The organism is Psychrobacter sp. Ps7, from assembly GCF_022129225.1.
Lineage (GTDB): Bacteria > Pseudomonadota > Gammaproteobacteria > Pseudomonadales > Moraxellaceae > Psychrobacter > Psychrobacter immobilis_A.
Map to the genome: position 1 here is coordinate 206,583 of NZ_JADQAH010000001.1, position 18,944 is coordinate 225,526.

At 42.6% G+C, this 18,944-nt stretch carries 16 protein-coding genes; 6 read left to right on the forward strand and 10 right to left on the reverse strand.

Annotated features, from left to right (window positions below; translation table 11 throughout):
* Positions 1 to 10: 10 nt before the first annotated feature.
* The 3 genes from I3257_RS00850 to I3257_RS00860 form a co-directional block, all read right to left on the reverse strand.
* Positions 11 to 817 (reverse strand): PhzF family phenazine biosynthesis protein, encoded by an 807-nt coding sequence (locus tag I3257_RS00850; protein ID WP_201539693.1) that lies wholly within the window; start codon positions 815 to 817, stop codon positions 11 to 13.
* A gap of 81 nt (positions 818 to 898) precedes the next feature.
* The gene (locus I3257_RS00855) at positions 899 to 1,228 is read right to left on the reverse strand and encodes a DHCW motif cupin fold protein (protein ID WP_045446391.1); all 330 of its coding nucleotides are present in this window, start codon (positions 1,226 to 1,228) and stop codon (positions 899 to 901) included.
* Between the two features lie 61 nt (positions 1,229 to 1,289).
* Positions 1,290 to 1,751, reverse strand: a complete 462-nt coding sequence (locus I3257_RS00860; RefSeq protein WP_087815920.1) for an isoprenylcysteine carboxylmethyltransferase family protein — start codon at positions 1,749 to 1,751, stop codon at positions 1,290 to 1,292.
* A 325-nt stretch (positions 1,752 to 2,076) separates the two neighbouring features.
* Between I3257_RS00860 and htpX the strand changes: the two genes are divergently transcribed.
* Positions 2,077 to 2,991 carry a protease HtpX gene (gene htpX, locus I3257_RS00865; RefSeq protein WP_055124936.1) on the forward strand — a complete coding sequence of 305 codons (915 nt, stop codon included), beginning with the start codon at positions 2,077 to 2,079 and terminating at the stop codon, positions 2,989 to 2,991.
* 122 nt (positions 2,992 to 3,113) lie between these two features.
* Here htpX and I3257_RS00870 read toward each other — a convergent pair whose 3' ends face one another.
* Together I3257_RS00870 and I3257_RS00875 are read right to left on the reverse strand one after the other, a co-directional pair.
* A complete protein-coding gene (locus tag I3257_RS00870) occupies positions 3,114 to 4,388 on the reverse strand; it encodes a saccharopine dehydrogenase family protein (RefSeq protein WP_055124939.1) in 1,275 nt (424 codons plus the stop codon).
* A gap of 285 nt (positions 4,389 to 4,673) precedes the next feature.
* A complete protein-coding gene (locus I3257_RS00875) occupies positions 4,674 to 5,912 on the reverse strand; it encodes a carboxynorspermidine decarboxylase (RefSeq protein ID WP_201560930.1) in 1,239 nt (412 codons plus the stop codon).
* 90 nt (positions 5,913 to 6,002) lie between these two features.
* Between I3257_RS00875 and I3257_RS00880 the strand changes: the two genes are divergently transcribed.
* Entirely contained in the window at positions 6,003 to 6,668 is a 666-nt protein-coding gene (locus tag I3257_RS00880; RefSeq protein ID WP_201560931.1) for a DUF924 family protein, read from the forward strand.
* A 302-nt stretch (positions 6,669 to 6,970) separates the two neighbouring features.
* Here I3257_RS00880 and I3257_RS00885 read toward each other — a convergent pair whose 3' ends face one another.
* The 3 genes from I3257_RS00885 to lpxB form a co-directional block, all read right to left on the reverse strand.
* Positions 6,971 to 8,200: a CAP domain-containing protein gene (locus I3257_RS00885; protein ID WP_087815914.1), complete on the reverse strand. Its 1,230-nt coding sequence runs from the start codon at positions 8,198 to 8,200 to the stop codon at positions 6,971 to 6,973.
* A 287-nt stretch (positions 8,201 to 8,487) separates the two neighbouring features.
* Positions 8,488 to 9,342, reverse strand: a complete 855-nt coding sequence (locus I3257_RS00890; protein WP_087815912.1) for a ribonuclease HII — start codon at positions 9,340 to 9,342, stop codon at positions 8,488 to 8,490.
* Positions 9,343 to 9,415: 73 nt separating this feature from the next.
* Positions 9,416 to 10,723: a lipid-A-disaccharide synthase gene (gene lpxB, locus I3257_RS00895; protein ID WP_109590030.1), complete on the reverse strand. Its 1,308-nt coding sequence runs from the start codon at positions 10,721 to 10,723 to the stop codon at positions 9,416 to 9,418.
* 427 nt (positions 10,724 to 11,150) lie between these two features.
* Here lpxB and I3257_RS00900 point away from each other — a divergent pair, with 427 nt between their 5' ends.
* Positions 11,151 to 12,233 carry a 3-deoxy-7-phosphoheptulonate synthase gene (locus I3257_RS00900; RefSeq protein WP_045446373.1) on the forward strand — a complete coding sequence of 361 codons (1,083 nt, stop codon included), beginning with the start codon at positions 11,151 to 11,153 and terminating at the stop codon, positions 12,231 to 12,233.
* Positions 12,234 to 12,372: 139 nt separating this feature from the next.
* Here the strand turns inward: I3257_RS00900 and pepN are convergent, their stop codons facing one another.
* Positions 12,373 to 14,973: an aminopeptidase N gene (gene pepN, locus I3257_RS00905; RefSeq protein WP_238048524.1), complete on the reverse strand. Its 2,601-nt coding sequence runs from the start codon at positions 14,971 to 14,973 to the stop codon at positions 12,373 to 12,375.
* A gap of 395 nt (positions 14,974 to 15,368) precedes the next feature.
* Between pepN and I3257_RS00910 the strand changes: the two genes are divergently transcribed.
* The 3 genes from I3257_RS00910 to I3257_RS00920 all read left to right on the forward strand — a co-directional run bounded on the left by I3257_RS00910 (position 15,369) and on the right by I3257_RS00920 (position 17,565).
* Entirely contained in the window at positions 15,369 to 15,965 is a 597-nt protein-coding gene (locus I3257_RS00910; protein ID WP_055124945.1) for a DUF6231 family protein, read from the forward strand.
* 156 nt (positions 15,966 to 16,121) lie between these two features.
* Positions 16,122 to 16,640 (forward strand): peptidoglycan-associated lipoprotein Pal, encoded by a 519-nt coding sequence (gene pal, locus I3257_RS00915; RefSeq protein WP_238048507.1) that lies wholly within the window; start codon positions 16,122 to 16,124, stop codon positions 16,638 to 16,640.
* A 121-nt stretch (positions 16,641 to 16,761) separates the two neighbouring features.
* On the forward strand, positions 16,762 to 17,565 hold the full coding sequence (locus I3257_RS00920) for a 4'-phosphopantetheinyl transferase superfamily protein (protein ID WP_238048508.1): 804 nt from the start codon (positions 16,762 to 16,764) through the stop codon (positions 17,563 to 17,565).
* 119 nt (positions 17,566 to 17,684) lie between these two features.
* On the opposite strand, the gene I3257_RS00925 is transcribed toward I3257_RS00920, so the two are convergent.
* Positions 17,685 to 18,569, reverse strand: a complete 885-nt coding sequence (locus I3257_RS00925; protein ID WP_238048509.1) for a hypothetical protein — start codon at positions 18,567 to 18,569, stop codon at positions 17,685 to 17,687.
* Positions 18,570 to 18,944: the final 375 nt, after the last annotated feature.

Sequence of the window (18,944 nt, forward strand, 5' to 3'; positions counted from 1 at the left end):
CCATCTACTCCTAAACGGTGATAAATCCTGTCATATACTGTACGGCATTGCCAGAAATCATTACTCTGTCACCTGCGACGACACAGTCTAGAACCCCGCCGCGACGTGATGCTTGATAAGCGACCAAGTGATTTTTACCCAAACGCTCCGCCCATAATGGAGCTAAAGCAGTATGAGCTGAACCCGTCACTGGGTCTTCATCGCCACCATTGGCTGGCCAAAAATAACGTGAAATAAAATCATAGTTTTTGTAGCCAGCAGACTTAGCCTGACAAGTCACCACCACATCTAAAGGCGCAAGCTGTTTTAGCTGCTCGTTATCACGCGCTACTGTTAATACGTCGGACTCAGCATTATAAATCACAAAATAGGCTTGAGTATTTTTATAGACTTCAACGGGTGCAATAGATAGTCCTGCAAGCAAGCTATCAGGGATATTGTCAACTTTCTTAGGATTAGTATTAGGAAAATCCATTTGTATTTTGCCAGTTTCTGTCTGTACGATGGTCAATATACCAACCGCTTTGGCGGAAAATTTAATGGTTTCTATACTAGGATTTTTGTTAAATAACACAAAGGCTGACGCCAAGGTTGCATGACCGCAAAAAGCAATCTCAGTCAATGGTGAAAACCAGCGGATATGATAAATGCCTTTATCATCAAGAACCATAAAAGCTGTCTCGGATAAGTTGTTTTCAAAAGCAATAGACTGCATTAAATTATCAGAAAGCCAATCTTCTGTAATAACGACTGCCGCTGAATTGCCTTTAAAAACGGTATCCGTAAAAGCATCGATGACATTTATTTCTAGTTGCATTTTATGTTCTCGCTTTATTTTTATAGATCTATAGTTTTATAGCTTTATAGCTTTATGAATTTTATGGTGTTACTGGCAATATCAATCAACAATAAATAGCTTAGCGCCTATCTTCGTTGACGAACGATGTGCAATCGTATTGTCCGCCACTTGATAAGTCATGCCCGCTGTTAAGGTAAAAGTACGACCATCTTTTAGTTCGGTGTTCAGCTCGCCCTCAACACAGAATAAAATATGTCCTTTATCGCACCAGTGATCGGCAAGGTAGCCTGCGGAGTACTCAACCATATGCACATTGATATTGTTAAATTCGCAAGTCTTCCAATACCCCGTGCCCGTTTCACCTCTGTTTTCTACCGCTTCTACTGTCGTCCAATCGGTAATAGCAAAAGGTATATTTTTCATTTCCATAACGTCATCTCCCTGATTTTATTGTTCATTTATTTATCATCAAATCTTTACTTATTACACCTTAAATCCAGCGCCGCACTTTATTTAGATAATCCTGATAAGTTTTGCCAAATTTCTGTGCCATCATCCGCTCTTCTGGCTGGATTTGAAAGTGCGTCATATAAAGTATAAAAATAGGCAATAATACAAACGCCAGAAGGTGAGACAAATAGAACGCCCAGCCTAATAATATAAGCACCAAGCCCACATACATCGGATTGCGGCTATACTGATATATACCACTGGTCACTAAACTAGAGACCTGCTCTAACGCTTGCGGATTGGGTGTGGTCTGAGCTATTCTAAATTGAGTCACACCCATGATACCTAAGCTCAGACCCACCACACCCAAAGCCACTGCCAGTACAGTTGAGCCGTTGAGTGAGAACGTCAAAGCAGGAACCATTTTAGAGACGCCATACATAGCAGCGGCGGTAATAATCACTTGGGCGACTGGAGGGACTTTAAGTGCTAGAGCGTTCATGATTAGACCTCATAGAGCGTTAAATGAAAAACCTTAACAGTGAGTGCTCATTATACCTGCTCACTATTTTCGTTTTAATTTTTACTTTTAGCCCTTAACTATTTAAACCGTCAAAAAATAATTGTTTTCACCTTTTAGATGTCGCTATCCTTTATTTTTATTCTTTGCTCGCTAACCATATCACTGTATTTATACGGTTAACTGGGATTGTTATTTATCAAAATAACGCCATTTATGTAAAGTAAAAACATATATAAAAATATAATACCTCATAGAGTATTATGTCTTAAAGTTGTATTTAAATTTAAATGAGGAAACTGGCATCATGATGCGTATCGGATTGTTCTTATTAACCAACTTAGCGGTGATTGTGGTATTTAGCATCGTGTTTGGTATTTTATCCAGATTTTTTGGAATTGGTGGCGTACATGGTGCGGGCGGGTTAAATTACACCAGTCTTGCCATTATGTGCGGCGTATACGGCATGGTTGGTTCGATGGTATCACTATTTATCTCGAAGTGGATGGCCAAAAGATCAACGGGAACGGTGGTTATTGAAACGCCAAGCAATGCCACTGAAAAATGGCTTGTAGATACGGTCGCCAGACAAGCGCGAGCGGTAAATATTGGCATGCCAGAAGTGGGGATTTTTAATAATTCTCAGCCAAACGCGTTTGCCACAGGCTGGAATAAAAACAAAGCATTAGTCGCTGTTTCATCTGGCTTATTGCAAAGCATGACACCCGATGAAGTAGAAGCGGTATTGGCGCATGAAATTGGTCACGTAGCAAACGGTGATATGGTCACCCTTGCGCTCATCCAAGGAGTGGTAAACGCCTTTGTGATGTTCTTTGCGCGTATTATTGGTAGCTTCGTCGATCGGACGGTGTTTAAAAATACCAGTGATAGTCCAGGTATTGGTTACTTTATCACGAGTATTGTGATGGATATTTTGCTTGGATTTTTGGCGTCTGCTATCGTTATGTGGTTCTCGCGTCTACGCGAATTCCGTGCGGATCAGATGGGTGCAAAACTTGCCAGCAAAGACAAAATGATTAGTGCGCTTGATGCCTTGCGTCCTTCTGAGCAGCGTCCAGATCAAATGCCTGAGAGCATGAAAGCATTTGCTATTTCATCAGGACAATCTACGGGCTTTAGTATCGCAAACCTTTTCCGCTCACATCCAACGCTTGATGACCGTATTGCGGCGTTGAGAAATTATAACCCTAGTGAGGGGTAATGACAGGATCAGCTCCCCTACCTGCTCGTAAAATTAACGTAAAAACCCAGACATAAAAAAAGCCTATCTATAAAAGAAAGCCTATCTATAAAAGATAGGCTTTTCTAAATCAAACTCGTTATTTAAATATCAAACGCTAATGCTCTGTCGCCTTCGCTATCTTTGATACGCGTTGGCAAACCAATCTTATTCAATAGATTGATAAATGGCTTGGCATCCAGCTCTTCGACGTTAACCATCTTGCCAGCATCCCACTCACCAGTTGCGACCAGAATCGCCGCAGCGACGGGTGGTACGCCTGCGGTATAAGAAATACCTTGGCTACCAACCTCATTATAAGCGTCTTTATGATCTGAGATATTATAAATAAATACCTCGCTATCAACGCCGTTGATTTTGCCTTTGACCTTGTCACCGATGCAGGTCTTGCCTGTATAATTCGGCGCAAGAGAGCTTGGGTCTGGTAGAACCGCTTTCACTACTTTTAATGGGATAACTTCTTGCCCTTCAGCAGTCATCACTGGCTGCTCAGAGAGTAGACCCAAACTTTGTAGCACAGTGAATACATTAATATAATGCTCACCAAAGCCCATCCAAAAACGGATATTTGGTACGTCTAAATTGGCGGATAACGAATGCACTTCATCATGGCCACTTAAGTAACTGTTTTGCACGCCAACCACTGGTAAATCGTCAGTACGCTTCACTTCGAACATTTTATTAGACTGCCACTTGCTGTCCTGCCAAGAGTAAACCGTACCAGTAAATTCACGGAAGTTAATCTCAGGATCGAAGTTAGTAGCGAAGTATTTACCGTGGCTGCCAGCATTGATATCAATGATATCGATATCCGTCACCGAACCTGCATCCATCATGTCATAGCCAAGACGCGCATAGGCGTTGACCATACCGGGGTCAAATCCTGCCCCTAAAATCGCCGTGACATTATTGTCCGCACAGCGCTGTTTGCGCTGCCATTCGTAATTGTCATACCATGGCGGCGTCTCGCAAATCTTGCGTGGATCTTCGTGAATGGCGGTATCGATATAAGCAACACCTGTCTCGATACAAGCTTCCAATACCGTCATATTGATAAATGCCGAACCGACATTGATGACGATTTGGATACCCGACTCTTGAATCAGCTGTATCAGCGCCTGAGTATCCATAGCATCCACTTGGTGCGTATGCAATACCGCAGGCTGCTTGAAGCTATTCTTATCTTTCACGCTTTGGGCGATGGCATCACATTTATCTTGCGTGCGCGAGGCAATATGAATCTCGCCAAGGATATCGTTATGCATCGCACATTTATGCGCGACCACTTGAGCGACACCGCCGGCTCCGATGATGAGTACGTCTTTTTTGCTAGATTTGGCTTGTTGGTTTGTGTTCAATGAACAATCCTCCTTTGTGTCTCTGTCGATACCATCGATAGTGGCGAGTCAAAACAGAAACGAGTGAATGATATGCGTGAATTAAAAAGGAAGACCGAGGAAAACCCACGCACCCGTCGGGCAAAGCACCATTTGATTGTTGGCTTTTGCCCGTGGCGATTATAACAATTTTCATGAAGACATCGGTAAAAATAATGTATAAAAAACAGACGAGTTAAAGTCATCTAAAAACGAACTTAAGTCTTTGTTTTCTAAAATTTAAATCAATTAATCGACACAACTAAATTAAGACAAGCTGGCTTTGTAATCTTGATAATCAAATTCGCGCTGCACATCTATACTGCCATCTAGACGACGAATCACAATCGCCGGCATATTAACACCATTGAACCAGTTCTTTTTCACCATGGTATAACCTGCGGCATTACCAAAGGTTACGGTATCACCTATTGTTAGGTTATTTGGCAAGGCATACTCACCAAAGATATCGCCTGCCAAACAAGAACGACCATAAATAATCGTATTATCAGCTGACTTAGCGCTCTCGCTGATGGGTGCGATATTGGTAGGGTCGATATCAAGAGAGGCAATATTCATTAAATCACTATTCACAGCCGCTATCGGCGCTGACTCACGGTAAATTAACAAATCAAGCATGTGCGCTTCAATGGATGAATCTACTACAGCGAGATTTTTTTCATTATGCATAGTATCTAAGACGGTCGTGACCAATGACCCAGCACCATGAATACTGGCCTCACCCGGCTCCAAATAAACTTGTACATCATATTTTTCACTAAAGCCTTTTAACCTGTCAGCCAGTTTTTCTAGTGGATAATCAGGCGCGATAAAATGAATACCGCCGCCCAAGCTCACCCACTCAAGCTGCGCTAAAACATCGCCAAATCTGTCTTCGATATCGGCCAAGCTGGCACTAAAGGCTTCAAAGCTGTCATTTTCACAGTTGTTATGAATCATTACCCCACTAATATCATCAAGTACTGCTGCAATCTTGTTTTTATCATGTTCGCCCAAACGACTAAAAGGACGCGCAGGATCAGCGATGATAAACGATGAATTACTGGTCTTTGGGTTTAAGCGCAGTCCCACTGGTATATTTTTTGCCGCCGCTTGACCTTTAAAAGCATTTAACTGTGAGATAGAGTTAAAGATAATTTTATCAGCATAGCTCAATACTTCATCGATCTCATCAGCACTATAGGCGACGCTGTAAGCATGAGTTTCTTTTTTATTATCACTGTCTTTACCTTTACCAAAGGTCTCGTAGCCAAGTCTAACTTCATTGAGTGACGATGAGGTTGTGCCGTGCAAATAAGGCTGCATCACATCAAACACGCCCCAAGTGGCAAAGCATTTGAGCGCCAATAATGCTTTAGCGCCTGATAGCTCGCACAGCCGTGAGATAATCTGCATATTGGCAACGATTGCCGCTTCATCGAGCAAATAATAAGGCGTGGGCAGTAGAGATGATTGGGTGGTGTTTAGCGAAGTTTTTGCATTCATAAGAGGTTACCTAATAGCTGCTGTTGGCATCATGACAGACATAAATATTTGCGCTATAGTAGACTAAATTCATCATAATTAGAATATCTTATGTCACTATCAACCGATTATTCCACTGCTACTAGCCAAGCTTATTCATCGCAGCTCGACCCAAAAAATATTCATTTAGAACATCTTGATGCTAATGCGCGTGCTGTACTGGAGTTTTGGTTCGACAAAGACAATGAGCCATATTGGTTTGCGCAAAATGATGACTTTGATACGCAGATAAAAGATAAATTCGGTGATATCTGGCAAGCTGCCAAGCAAGGTGAATGCGTGACATGGCGTAGCGCAAACGCGCCAACCGATAGCAATAGCTCCATCACGGCGTTGGCAGGCAGACTAGCAGAAATTATTGTCTTAGATCAGTTTTCGCGTAATTTATGTCGCGGGCAAGCAGGCGCTTTTGCACAAGATGGTATGGCTATCGCATTGGCACAAGAGGCTATTGGACAACCACACTTTGATACATTACCGACTGAATGGCGCAAGTTTATCATCATGCCATTTATGCATTCAGAGTCATTGGTGATCCATAAGCGCTACTTACCATTGTTTGAAAAATTACATGATGACAATACGCTGGATTTCGAAAATCGTCATAAAGATATCATTGAACAATTCGGTCGCTATCCGCATCGCAATGACATTTTAGATCGCGAGTCAACGGATGAAGAAGAAGCCTTCTTGCAACAACCGAACTCGTCGTTTTAGCGCTTATATATTTATATGATTGATTGCAATATGGTTTATTGCAATATGATTTATTCTAATATAGTTACTTCAACTCAAAAGAAGTGTGAAGTACAAGGCAACCAAGTATAGGCATATATATATATTTCAAGCGAGATGAACGCCGAACTTTTTATAGTGCAATGGATTGACTATGATAATAAAGCAAGGGCTGAATCAGATAACTGGTTCAGCCCTTGCTTTATTTTACTTAATTTTTAGGTGCTTTCGTTCAGATTGGTGCTTTTATTCAGCTTGAGGACACGCCCTAGTTCACTTAATTATTAGTTCACTATCCCTGTCGTAAAGGTAAAGCTCTCACGCTCGATAGTTTTATTATCCACTAAAATATCAAAGCTGACACGGTAGTCACTGTTGCCATGTAAACCACAGTTTTTGCCTTTTTTACTGGCAATCTGGCAGCTTTTTAAATTATCAGTGATTGGTAATATAAAAGCTTCGTTTGCTGGTAGTGCATTTGCCGTATTTTTATAGGGATCTTGGCGATAGTCTAGCAGCTCAATCGGTACATCGATATTTCGCTGGATATCATGGAATATCACATTGCTGATATCAATCGTTTGAGCGGATGGCATATTGATATAAATGGGTTGCCCGATAGGATCCACTCGCAAGTCACGACCTGTATGCTTGACAGGATCTGGCGTCTCATTATATAGCGCGGTTACTGTATCCGTCACGCCTTCACATGGATAAGTGAATACGCCTTTAACCGTATTATCTTTAGTCGCTTGGGTCGCTGCTGCATGGTTGACCAATACATAACCTTGGTTATTCGCCGCCTCTTTATTGTATGGCTTATAGATAACCACGCCAGTACCCGTCACGCTTGCACTAGGCATCATTAATGAACGCAAATGGTAAGGCGCTGCCAGCAAGGACTTTGCCATCGAGCCTGCCACAACATCCGAGCGAATAAGATTGCCTACTGAACTATAGTGAATAGATTGGGCGATATTCTCAGTCACACCATATCGTACATTTGGGTAATTTGCGTTTGATAAACGATCGGTAAAACTTAAGCCACCAAAAAATGGATTATTGCTACTGGTAACGCCCGAAATATCTGCAATCTTATTTTCGTAATGCGCACTGAATGCGGTCGGTGAGCTATTGGCAAAGACGTATTTAATATAATTTGCATGTTTAATGGCAACATCATCAAGCGCGGTATCAACAGATAAGCCGCTCAGACCACAGCTGGTACGTGCCAAACTGAACTTATTGTTGGCAATTAATGCAGCCTTTACCTCATTAGTAGCAGTACTGCTATCAGGTTGGTCGCCAACATTATCGCTTGAATTGTCACTTGTATTACCACTGGGCTGCTCGTTTGGCTCGATAGCAGGTGGGTTCGGGCTTGGCGCATTGGTATTAGAGCTGCTATCAGAGCCACCACCGCCCCCACCACAAGCTGTTAGAAACACTGTCAAAAAAAGCACTGCAGCAAGATTTTTCTGTGGCGTACTTATTAATAGCGTACTGAGCGTCATTTTTTATCCTATAGAATAATAGCGCGTATATAAGTCAATAAATGCCAGCGTTAAATATGCGGACATAAGCTAAGTAGACTTAAGCTGCTAATATCACAGTATTGAATTTATTTGTAATGGCATTGTAATACAGTCCAAAAATTTTTACTTGGTGTTTCTTGAAGACTGATACGTTCATTATAGACTGTCTTATTTTTAGTCATGACTATTTCCACTTAGGCTATTTTAAAGAAGCACGCTCAGCTTAACGTTTATTTTTAAGTGCTTTCTTCTTAAGTGATTTGTTCTTAAATGGCTTTCTCTAATGACTTTCTGACTGGTGCAAAACTACGTCTATGCGCAGATAATACGCCGTATTTTTCGATTGCCTCTACGTGTGCGCGTGTTGGATAGCCTTTATGTTTGGCGATACCGTATTCTGGATGCTCGGCATCAAGCGCATACATGGCTTTGTCACGGCTGACTTTAGCTAATATACTGGCGGCAGCAATGCTGGTATGACGCGCATCGCCCTTTACCCATGCTTGGCAATCGATAATCGATTTTTCTATACCCAGTTCAGCGAGCATTGCCTCATTTAATTCAGGGCAGCGATTACCATCGAACAAAACTTCGACCTGCCTCATAGAGTTGACAAGAGGATGAGCAATGGCTTTTAACAATACTTCGGTACATAAGCGCATACCGAGCATCGTCGCTTGCAAGATATTGACTTGATCGATGACCGCTGCTGGGATCTCGGCGACAACATAACCAATAGCATGCTGCTGAACCAACGGATAAAGACGGTCACGCTTCTTTTCACTCAGCTGCTTGGAGTCGGTCAAGATAGATAATGGCGTGTCCTTTAATGGCTGCATCTCAATCAATCCTGACCAAGTTTTAGGCAATATCGCAGCAGCCACATTGACGCTACCGAGCAACGGCCCACGTCCTGCTTCATCAACGCCCATTTGTAGCGTTGACTGCTGCAAGCCTTGCTCCACCTCGATCCGATACTGAGCAAGTAGCGCATCAATATCTACCTGACCCGATAAACGAATAGGCTCAACCAGCTGCAGATATTGACCTTTGATATCAATTTGCTCAATACTTATTTCAATCGGGGTGACAAAATTGTCGGTTTGGTACTGGTTACTCATAGGGGCGTGGTATCTTTGTTATTAGGTATCATTGTGATTAATAGAAGAAGAAATGATCGCAATCAATAATGGCTTAAATCCAATGTTTCGCTTGGATAAACCATTGCTCAATCACACTATTAGCGGGATCATGATTACTCTGCTGTTGTAATAAGTGCTTGGTGGCGACGAGATCTTTTAATTGCTCAGCATAGGCACGCGGTTGCAGTAGCCGCATGACCGTACGACAGATATTATCACCACTCGCCTGCTCTTGAATCAGCTCAGGAACGATTGCAGTATCAGCCAAAATGTTGGGCAGCGCCACATAAGGCACTTTGACCAAGCGTTTGGCAATCTGATAGGTGAGCTTATTTAATTGATAAACCACCACCATCGGTCGCTCTAATAGCATCGCCTCTAGGGTTGCAGTGCCAGATGCCAGCATCACAATATCTGAGGCTGCCATCGCGTGCTGACTAAAGGCTGGCTGGCTATCATCATAGACCACCACGATGGCAGCACGTAGTTGCTCTGAGCGCTGATCAATAACATCTTGGACGATGTATTGGTGATTCTGGTCGACGGTCGGAATGATAAAGCACAGCTTGGGGTCAAGCAATATCAACTTTTGAATACCATCTAACATCAATGGCAAAATAGCCGTGATTTCACCGCGCCGAGAGCCTGGCATCACACAAATAAGCTGGCTGACATCGTCAAATCGTTCAATAAAAAACTGCTGCAAGCCATCGTTGTGCCAAACCAGCTCACTACGGCGCTGATTGATCGGTGTCTCTAATAATGTTTGATCGATCGTACGCAACAGCGGATGACCAACACATATTGCTGGATGATTATGACGTTCATAAACGGACAGCTCAAAGGGGAACAAACACAACACAAGGTCGGTCGCTGCTTTAATATTATGAATACGTGACTCACGCCATGCCCAAATAGAAGGGCTCACATACTGCACGCAGAATACGCCTTGCGGTTTTAACTTTTTAGCCACTCTAAGATTAAAATCAGGCGCATCAATGCCAATAAACCAATTAATATCAGCGGCTTTAAATGCGCTCAATAATTCACGGCGAGCTTTAAGTAGGTCAGGTAATTGCGCCATGACTTCTACCAAACCCATTACTGCCAAACGCTCCAACGGAAAAATGCTTTGCAGCCCTTGCGCTTGCATCTTTGTACCACCGACGCCGACCCATACAATATCACCACGTAGATTATTCATCTGCTGCATGAAGTCTGCGCCCAAGCTATCCCCTGACACCTCACCTGCGACGATACCGATGACCAATGGCACAGTCTGTAATTCAGCACTTCGAATTTCAGTCTCTGTTTGGTCTATAAAGTTATGATATTGATCAGGCGTAGCAGAATCTGTCATGACAAGCTCTCGATATTAAAAAATACAATAAATGCATATAAAATAAATGAATGATTATTATAAAATACGACGCATAAAATCTGCGCGAAAGCTCTGTGATACCTAAGCATTCGCCATACTCACTATTTTATCGTCATACCTTTTATATTGTCATCATACGTGACGATGATACAAATAGCTAAATTAGCTGATAAAAGCCAGAAATAACTACTTAACGGGTTAATTCGTTTTTCTATACGGACAGATAAATTGAGTAACAATCTTGCTTGTTGAAGCGCTCATATACGATTAACGCTGAACAAGTATAACTAAGTTTTGGTTTCCTCATTCCAGTTATCAGTCAATTAACTGCGCGACTGCCCTTGTCAACCAACACTTTTGTCCGCATAATGAAACTCCCTATAAATCAGCTAGACGATATATAACCATGACAACATCAGTTACCCATAATGCAGATATTGACGACGTGAATATTGAAAAGTTCATTCCTTTGATCACTCCCGCTGAGCTAAAAACTGAGCTACCTTTATCAGATGCAGCCTATAAAACCGTATTAAACGGTCGTAATACCATCCAAAACATCTTGGATGGTAAAGACAAGCGCCTCTTTGTGGTTATCGGCCCCTGCTCTATTCATGATATCAAAGCCGCTCACGAATATGCCGATCGTTTGGCCATATTAGCAAAAGAAATCGAAGATAGCGTGTTCGTTGTGATGCGCGTATATTTTGAAAAGCCGCGCACAACCGTTGGCTGGAAAGGCATGATTAATGACCCTGATATGAATGACAGCTTCGACATTGAAAAAGGTCTGCGTACTGCCCGTAAGCTACTGCTCGATTTGAATGAAAAAGGTCTGCCTTGCGCTACCGAAGCACTAGACCCGAATACCCCGCAGTACATGCAGGATTTGATCAGCTGGTCAGCGATTGGCGCACGTACCACTGAGAGCCAAACGCATCGTGAAATGAGTTCAGGCTTATCATGCCCAGTAGGCTTCAAGAATGGAACAGATGGCGGCATGACAGTCGCTGTTAACGCAATGCAAGCCGTAAAAGAAGGTCATAGCTTCTTGGGTTTATCAGCAGATGGCAAAGTCTCAATCATCAAGTCTAAAGGCAACCCTTACGCGCACGTGGTACTCCGCGGTGGTAACGGCAAGCCCAACTATGACGAAACTGCGGTTGCGCAAGTGGAAAACGAGCTAGCAAAAGGCAAAACCAATAGTAAGATTATGATTGACTCAAGCCATGCCAACTCAGGTAAAGACCCGTATCTACAACCAATGGTCATTCAAAACGTTGCTGAACAAATTCAAAACGGCAATAAATCTATCATCGGTATGATGATTGAGAGCCATCTAAAGGGCGGCAATCAGAAACTGACCGCTGACTTAAGTCAGCTCGAATATGGCAAGTCTATCACTGACGGTTGCTTAGATTGGGACAGTACGGTCACTGCCCTGTATAATCTACGTGATATGGTCAAAGACGTTTTGCCTAACCGTTAATATTGACAGTCCCTCATCACGATAAAGATCACTCTATCTTGATAAGTTGCTCAGCAAAAAGCCCGTCCGATATTATTATCGGACGGGCTTTTTCTTATAAAATAATTTAGTTTATTGTTATAGAGTCATTTAATTTACCCTACTCGCTCGCTGATCCTAAAACACTGTTTAGACTTTCAAGTACATGCTTAGAAGAAGCCTGCTTTTGCAACTCAATCAACCGCTCATGCGCCATTTGACGACGTGGCTCCGCCAAGGTATTCCAACGCGCTAGCACTTGCAATAAGCGCGACGCCAAAACAGGATTGGCATCATCCAACTTTTTAATCACACCAATATAAAGCTCCAACCCTTCTGCTGTCCATAAAGCCGTTGGCTGCGAGGTAAAGGCACTGACCACTGAGCGTACACGATTGGGCGTATTCCAATCAAAATCTGCGTGAGCAATCAAGGATTGGATAGTATCAGCGGTCACAGTATCAGCAGACGCTTGCACACTAAACCATAAATCGATGACCAAATCATTATTTTGGAAGCGATTATAAAAGTCTGCTAAATACTTATCAGCATTTAGCAGTTGATGATTGACCATCGCTTTCAACGCACCGAAACGCTCCGTCATACAGCTTGCATCATCATACTGCTGCTGCGCCCATTCATCTGCGCCATCGACATTTGCGGTCAGCGCCATATCGAGCACCACATTACGCAAGGCACGGGTGCCACGAGCCTCGGCACTATCTTCATAAGACTGCATAGGTAGCTGCTCATAAAGCTCAGCCCATTGATCTTTTAGCGCCTCTGCAAGCTGCTGATACAAGTCGTCGCGCTGCGCTTTCACCAATGCTGGATCGTAACCTTTATGAATAGCAGACGCCAGCTCTTGCGCTGATGGAATATCAAGCAAGCGGGCAGCCAACATCGCATCTTCAGCCGCGAGCACAGGCAATGTCTGCGCTAGTGCTTGCAGATAGATATCAGGACTGCTCTTCTCGCCTTGACCTTGCAGCAAGATACGATTGACCAGCATCTGCGTCACTTGCCAGCGGTTAAAACCATTGGTTTCATGTTTGAGCAAAAATGCCAAATCTGCATCTTGATAATCATAATTGAGCTGTACTGGCGCACTAAAATCACGTAGCAAGGATACTACAGGCTCACGCGCTATATGTTCGAAGGTAAAGGTTTGCGTGGCTTGATCGAGTAGCAGCATACGCTCAGCCACAATGTCACCAGTGTCTTTATCAAATAGCACAGTCGCGACCGGAATAGGCAATGGTTTTGGCGCAGCAAAGCCACTGACATGACGGGTTTGCTGACTTAACGTAATCGTCAGTGTCTGCGCTGCATGGTTATAATGTTGATGACCAGACACCATTGGTGTGCCCGGCTGACGATACCAGTCGATAAAGCTTTCAATCTTGCTATCAGTGATGCTAAGCGCAGATAAAAAGTCCTCAACCGTCACCGCTTGCCCATCATAACGACGGAAATACTCATCCGTGCCTTTACGAAAGTTCTCGGCTCCCAAAGTATTGGCAATCATGCGTACGATTTCAGCGCCTTTCTCATAAACAGTCGTCGTATAAAAATTATTAATCTCGACGAAACTCTCAGGGCGTACTGGGTGTGCCAGTGGTCCTGCATCCTCCGCAAACTGATGAGCACGCAAGGTCGCCACATCGTCGATACGCTGTACGGCACTCGACTGCTGATCCGCTGAGAATGATTGATCGCGGTAAACAGTAAAACCTTCCTTCAAACACAACTGGAACCAATCACGGCAAGTGATGCGATTGCCTGTCCAGTTATGAAAATACTCATGGGCAATGATGGCTTTCACACTAAAGCTACGCGCATCCGTTGTCGTCTCAGGACTGGATAACACACAAGCGGTATTAAAAATATTCAGACCTTTGTTTTCCATTGCGCCCATATTAAATTGACTCACGGCAACAATCATATAGCGATCTAAATCGTAGGCGCGACCATAATTGACCTCATCCCATTTCATCGAATCTTTCAACGCTTGCATACCGACATCACATTTATCAATGTCAGCAGACTTTGCGTATATTTCCAGCAACACCTCACGACCTTCGCTGGTGGTATAAGAATCCGTCAATACGTCTAAATCAGCGACAACGCAGGCAAATAGATAGCTTGGTTTATTGGTTGGATCATGCCATATCGCATAGTGACGGTCTGGGGCATCTGCCACTTCACCCTCTTCAACCAAGTTACCATTGGCCAATAGTGTTGGATAACGCTTATCCGCCTCAAGACGCGTGGTAAATATCGCCAATACATCGGGGCGGTCTGGATAAAAGGTAATTTTACGAAAGCCTTCGGGCTCACACTGAGTGACAAACATCGTCTCATCACCACTGCCCGCCATATAGAACCCTTCAAGTGCGGTATTGGTCTGCGGACAGATGCGTACTTGAATCTCTAAAACAACTGCATCAGGTGCATTATTAATAGTCAACGTACCTGCTTGTTGTTGATAATCCTCAGCCATCAATGGCTTACCATTCATCGTAATGGCGATCAGCTCCAACTCCTCACCGAATAATACGAGATCTCCTGCTGTTTGACGTACCATCTTCAGAGTGCTGTCTACCTGTGCATGATTTTCGAACAGTTTAATATCTAAATCAACCGTTTCCACATCAAAGCTAGGTTTCTGGTAATCTTTTAAATTAATTTTACTTGGGGCATGCGGTGGCACATCTGGCATATCAGGATTAATAATTTGAGCATCAGTTTCAGCAATAGACATGGGTATTCCTATTATTATTTGTGGCAAAAAATATATACGGTAAAAAGCGGGATAATTTAGGTTAAGGCAGGTCATCAATTAGCATAATCTTATGACCATTAACATGATAATGGTATCTTGCTACATTGACCTAAACTGCCAAATTTCAAGAGCAGGTCCCAATTTTATTATGTTCATCGTCCCTGATACTTATCAAAATGCGATAGCAATGAGAGAGTCGATATATCAAAAGAATAAGAGAGTCGACATATTAAAAGAGCAGCATAATCAGCATCAATCACCCATTGGATAATCGCGATTAAAATGATTTAATAGGGTCACTGATGACCAACACTCGATAAACGGCCTATTATATGATAAAGCAAACCGACAGTCGCTCAGACATTACGTTACCATTACTGATAGATTACGTTGAGGCTCTTTTGCCCTCACTAACCATACAAGCGAACGCATCCACAACGATTGAATCTACTAATAATGACACTGAGTTGCTGTGGGTCGTCCCAGATCAAAATGCGCGGTTAGCATTAAAGACACTGCTAAAAAATACCCGCTCACCACAAATATCGACATTATTAGAGCTCAATCAACGACAATTACCTGAACGTTATGAGCTCGCCTGTTTTTGGTTGCCCACACTCTCACCAGAGTTTCTGCAGCAGTATATTCCGCTGCTCATGCGCTATCGAGATCTTTATGCGGCACACCTGCTAATCGCCCTTGATGACACCCTAGATCTAAAAGCTTATGGCTTTACCCCATTTGATATCTTGAATGAACCATCTTTAGAGATGAATACTACTGACAAATCAGAGCAGCCTTCATCTGTAAAGTCATCAGCGTCCGCTAGACTTTGGCAGTTCAATTTATATGACTATAAACAGCTGCCAAATTGGTTAAATGCGGATTATTGGGCCAATCCTGAAAATTGGGGCAAGCACCGCTGGTAGTAGATCTCATATCTATCTGTAAATTCTAGCATTATTTACAGTAATACTACTTACATAAAGTAACATTTAGTATATGATAGATAGCAATTGCCTAAGTTTTATCGTAAGCAGTTCAAAAAAAACAATTTTAATTAATTAAAATTTTAGGAGCTCATTATGTCAACCAGTTTTTCTAAGATCGCAGTCCTCGCTGTATTATCAAGCGCTGTGGCACTAACCGCAGGTTGTGCGACCAAACGTGCTACTTCTGAAGTCGTGGTTGCCCCACTAGGTATCCCAGGTGGTCAAGTTGGATACACTGGCGCAGTCATCGTAGATAACTCAAGCGCGGTTATTATGGGCGCAGAAAACCTACAGGCAGTTGTTTACTTTGCTTTTGATAGCAGCGAAATTACTTCACAAGCAGCGAGCATTCTTAATCAACATGCCAGCTTGCTCAACTCAAATCCAGCAGCCAGCGTTGTTATCGCAGGTAATACTGATGAACGCGGTAGCCGTGAATACAACATGGCACTAGGTGAGCGCCGTGCTGCTGCTGCACGTGATTACCTTGCTACTCAAGGCGTCGCAGTAAACAATATCCGCATCATCAGTTATGGTGAAGAGCGCCCTGCTGCCGCTGGTAATACTGAAGAAGCTTATGCACTAAATCGCCGTGCTGAATTGTCTTACTAACACCAGTAAAACCAATCACAGTCGATAAAGCTCAACATATTTTATAATTGAAAGCCCAGCAATAATATATCGCTGGGCTTTTTGCATGTTACTAAGCGAACCAATCCAATAGATGTAGTCAATGATGCCAAGCTCTACCTTAAACCTGACCCATGTCCAATATACCCAGCTCGATCCCGCAACGTGGTGCGCCACTGCACAAGTAAGCGAGCGTTCATCCCTCAACCTTAAAAGACTGTGGGATGAATTACTGTGGTCATCCGCTAACAATATATCACAGGTAGATTTTCAGAAACTTTACGAGCTTAATTGGCATTACTGCCTGTCACCAATAAGTTTATCAACACGTGAAATGGCGCAGCATCAACGTCGCCTACAACGTAAAGGCGTTCGATTATTGCTACAACAATTACTGGATGAGCTAAAGTTGCGCGATACTTTGGATGAGTCAAATTTCCCGTATCGGCTTAGCAGCAGTGAATATTACGTATGCTTTAGTCATACAGGCAACAAGAATCACCATGATATTAATCAAAATACTGTTCAGATAATCGATACATCATTGAACAGTAAAGTAACAGTGGTCATTAGTCGTCACCGTCCCATTGGTATTGATATTGAAACCAATCATGTAGCATGGCGAGTGGCACAGCGGTTTTATTCTGAGCATGAAATGGCTGCTTTACAAGCATTATCCCCACTTCAGCGTAGGATTATCGCTAAATTACTGTGGCAAATAAAAGAAAGTTTTATCAAAATTCATCAATACAAACTGGCACAAGGGTTAGGAATAGATTACTCCTACCTGATTGCTGATTTGATTCATGCTATTAGAGAACCATCACCTTTAATGGTCATAGCAGACATTAAATCCGATTACCGTATCGCGGTATTGTCAGCGCAACAAACCATCGTTATTTTCTAGACCATTTACATCTGTTATTCATTCTAACAACTATCCTTTCACAGACAAAAAAAACGACCCTAAAAAGGATCGTTTTTTCTTACTACTCTTCTAATAACAGTACTTAAACTGTGATTAGATTAGAAACGGTAAGTTGCGCCAAGCTTAACAATTGGCATCCACTCAAGATAATCTTTATCTTCTAGTTCTTTCTCAGCAAGAGCAGCAACATCCCCAGGAGTTACTCCAGGTACAATCGTGCCACCATCAGTAAAACCATCTTCTACACGTACTGGTCCAGTTTTACTTGCAGTTACAGTAGCATTGGTTTTACCCATGTATGCTGCACCGATTTCACCAAACACACCCCAGTTGTTACCGATGTTAGGACGGAATCCGATAGTACCATAAGGTGCTAGTTTGTTACGATGTTCCATGCTGCCCTGTAGAGCACCTACATCATCTGCAACATATGATACATCATTAATTTTGTATACGCCGCCATCTGGATTAGCAGTCACGTCAAAATCGTTGTCAGGTACGATGATACCAGCACCCATAGTGAACCAGTTACCAGTAGGACGTAATTGCACACCTAGGTATGGGTTGCTGAAGTCAGAATCAACGTCATAGTTTACATCGTTTGCGTCAAAGTCACCGCCGAATAGGTCAGCAACATCGCCGCCTGCCCAACCAGCTTGTAATTCAGTTTTCTCATTTAGTGACCAACCGATGTTAGCACCATAACCTAAAGTACCAACTTCAGCGCTAACAGAAGCTGGGTTGATAGCAGTTTGGAAGAAAGTCTTAGTACCACCAACAACAGCACCAGTAGTATTGCGAACGATACCAGCGTCAGCATTGTATGCATAAGCAACAGGTTCAGCTTCATATGCAACAGCAACAGGCTCAGCTTCGTAAACAACTGCATCGTTACCATCAACAACGATAACAGGTTCAGCAGCTAGTGCAGCAGTTGACGCTAAAACGGCAGCAGAAATTGCTGTTAATTTAATAAGTCTCATAAATACTCTCCTAAAGTGTGGAATAAGTCGCCCATAAAAAATGACAATTTAGCTTTTTTTAAATCGATCATTTTGTTGAGCAGATTAAAACAATTTTGGCCGGAAAAGTCACCCCTCTAGGAGCGCTTTTTATTTGCCGTTATGTAAAGATTGCATAGATATTGTAATAATTACTACACCAATCCGCAAAACTTCGTCTTTCTGTTACACAATGCTCTTAAAGTAACTCAGCAGCGCAAACATGAATATTGGTTAGCTTAATCTTCATGTAAGGATATTACAAAATATGTCATTATAATGACCTACCTCTTTATTTAACTCAATGACAGTTATATAGCTTATTACTACAGTTTGTTGTATTTTGTGAGTTGGTGT